Source organism: Nocardioides sp. CPCC 206348, assembly GCF_048654705.1.
GTDB lineage: Bacteria > Actinomycetota > Actinomycetes > Propionibacteriales > Nocardioidaceae > Nocardioides.
On the sequence record NZ_JBMCZA010000226.1, the window covers coordinates 15304 to 18077 of the forward strand.

Genomic DNA, 2774 nt, shown 5'->3' on the forward strand with positions numbered 1-2774 from the left:
CGTCGGCACGGAGGTTCACGCCGAACGGCTTGTCCGTGCGGTTCTTCGTCTCGACGATCGCCTTCTCGAGCTCCTCGAAGGTCATCGTCGCCGAGGCGAGGATGCCGAGACCGCCGGCCTCGGCGGTACCGGAGACCAGGCGCGGTCCGGACACCCAGCCCATCCCGGTCTGCACGACCGGGTGCGGGACGCCGACCAGGTCGGTGAAGGGCGTCCGGATCTGCTGGGCGATCACTTCGCGACCTCGTCGACTGCCACAGGCTCAGGGACCTCGCGGAAGCGCAGGCCCTTGGCATCGAGCACCTCGCGGATGATGATCAGTTCCTCGAGGGACGGCTCCCGCGTCGTCGGTACGTCGGCGGGGCCGACCCCATCAGGGAGGGCGAGTCCGAACCCGGTGGCCTCGACGACCTCTTCGACGGCCACACCCGGGTGCACCGAGAGCAGGCGAACAGTGTCACCGTCGCCCTTGACGTCGAAGACGCCCAGGTTGGTGACGATCCGGTGGATGTCGTTGTACTTCGAGGCGCCCGGACCGGCGGCCTTCGCGCGTGCAGGGCCGACGCCGGAGACGATGTCGACGTTCTCCACGAAGACCCGGGTGTTGTGCTTCGGCACCCAGTACGACGTCCGGTTGTTGACCGTGTTGCCGGGTGCGCCGCGCGATCCGAGGAGCTGGCGCTTCGGCTGGGCGAAGTCTCCGATCGCGGAGATGTTCTGGTTGCCCTGGCGGTCGATCTGGGTGGCACCCATCATCACGTGGCGCTTGCCGTAGGCGACCACGTCGAAGACGCGACGGAACGGGATCCAGCCCTCGACGACGTCCGCCTTCGCGAAGAGCGGGGGAGTCCCGCCGAGGAAGAGCGACTCGCCGTCGGAGATCACCAGGTCGGGGTTCGACGTGAGCCGGGCGAGCCTGACGCCCAGCATCGGGAGCATGCCCATGGGCGAGGCGAAGATCTCGCCGTCGTCCTTGAACGCGTCGGCGATGGCAGCGGCGCAGACGTCGGCGCGGGAGAACCCGGAGTTGTCGGTCATCACTTGGCTCCTTCGAGCTCGGCGTGGAAGGCGGCGACGGCGGCCTGGTAGGCCGTCTCGTCGCCGGAGAGGAAGCGCTCGTGGAACGCGGCCCAGTCCTCGTCGGGCCCGCCCGCCGCGGCGGCGTACGCCTTCTGGAACTTCTCGTCGCGCTCGTAGTCGGGGGTGCAGACCGTGAAGTGCGCGCCGTTCGGCGTCTCGACGACGCCGTCGACCATCATCCGGCTGATCAGCAGCCGCTGAACCGGCGTGTCGACCGTGAGGCCCGCGGTGTCGACGATCTGCTCGACAGTGACGTAGGCCTTGTCTGCGGCCTGCACGAACAGGTCGTCGAAGTACGGGTCCGGCCCGAGGTAGGTCGCGTTGCCGTGGATGTCGGCGCGGTTCATGTGCACCAGGGCGACGTCGAGCTCGAGCGCCGGGACGGCGGTCAGCTCTTCGAAGTCACCCTTCTCGTCGGCGTACGGGCTGGTGACGGTCTTGATCCACGGGTTGTTGACCAGGACGTCGGACCCGAGGCCGGCGCGCATCGGCAGGAAGGGAAGGCGCTGCGCTGCCGCGTAGAGGCCCGTCTGGAACATGCCCTCGTCGAGCTCGACGATCTCGGGGATGGTGCCGTTCTGGCGGGCGCGCTGGAAGTTGGGCTCGAGCGGGATGGAGTCCAGCGACACGAATGCGTAGACGAGCTTGCGGATCTTGCCGGCGCGCGCCAGCAGACCGACGTCGGCGCCGCCCCAGCTCACGATGGTGAGGTCCTTCAGGTCGGAGCGCAGGATCGCCCGGACCAGGGCCATCGGCTTGCGCCGGGGACCCCACCCGCCGATTCCGATCGTCATCCCGTCGGAGAGTTGGGCGACGACCTCGTCGACCGTCATCTGCTTGTCGCGAGGCTTGCTCACTTCTTGCTCTTCTCCGTTCCCGCGAAGTCATCGCGGAGTTCGTCGGACACGCCCATCAGGTTGAGCTCGTAGGTGAAGCCCTGCTCGAACCGGTAGCTCTTGTTCACGTCGACCGGCTCGATGCCGTTCAGCGCCTCCTTGGCGGCACGGATGACCCGGGTGTCCTTGTCGGCGATCGCGGCGGCCACCTCGAGCGCGACGGCGTCCAGCTCCTCGCGCGGGGCCAGCTTGTAGACCGAGCCGAGCCGGTGCAGGTCGACGGCGGAGATGGTGGCGGCGGTGAAGTACAGCGCGCGCATCATCTGCTGCGGGACCATCCGGGCCATGTGGGTCGCGGCGCCCAGCGCACCCTGCTTGACCTCGGGTACGCCGAAGTAGGCGTCCTCGCTCGCGACCACGATGTCGGCGTTGCCGACCAGGCCGACGCCACCGCCGACGCAGAAGCCGTTGACCACCGCGATGACGGGGACCGAGCACTCGTAGACGGCCTTGAAGGCGGCGAAGCAGCCCTTGTTGGCGCCCAGCAGCGCGTCGAAGCCAGTGGTGTTCTGCATCTCCTTGATGTCGACGCCGGCATTGAATCCCTTGCCCTCGGCGCGCAGGACCACGACCTTCGTCGCCAGGTCCGCGCTGGCCTCGTCGAGGGCCTTCGCCACGTCGAACCAGCCCTGCACGGTGAGGGCGTTGACCGGGGGAGCGTTCATGGTGACGACGCGGATGCCGTCGTCGCGCAGTTCACTGGAAACCGTCATGGGACGCACCCTACCAAGCATTTGCTTGGTAGGGTGTCCGCATGTCACTCCAACTGGATCTCGCGGGACGCGTCGCGCTGGTGAC

Annotated in this window: 4 protein-coding genes; all 4 read right to left on the reverse strand. The window is 68.1% G+C overall.

The features are described 5' to 3' along the window. Nucleotides 1-235 (reverse strand): nitronate monooxygenase (locus tag ACOADB_RS25615; RefSeq protein ID WP_378605584.1); only part of this gene is annotated, 235 nt, incomplete at its 3' end. Next, entirely contained in the window at nucleotides 232-1038 is an 807-nt protein-coding gene (locus ACOADB_RS25620) for a CoA-transferase subunit beta (RefSeq protein ID WP_378605587.1), read from the reverse strand. The genes ACOADB_RS25615 and ACOADB_RS25620, both read right to left, overlap by 4 nt. Continuing rightward, nucleotides 1038-1937 (reverse strand): CoA transferase subunit A, encoded by a 900-nt coding sequence (locus tag ACOADB_RS25625; RefSeq protein WP_378605590.1) that lies wholly within the window; start codon nucleotides 1935-1937, stop codon nucleotides 1038-1040. Before ACOADB_RS25625 ends, ACOADB_RS25620 begins: the two co-directional genes overlap by 1 nt. After that, a complete protein-coding gene (locus ACOADB_RS25630) occupies nucleotides 1934-2689 on the reverse strand; it encodes an enoyl-CoA hydratase family protein (RefSeq protein ID WP_378605593.1) in 756 nt (251 codons plus the stop codon). The genes ACOADB_RS25625 and ACOADB_RS25630 overlap by 4 nt, the downstream gene beginning before the upstream one ends. Between the last annotated feature and the right edge of the window lie 85 nt (nucleotides 2690-2774).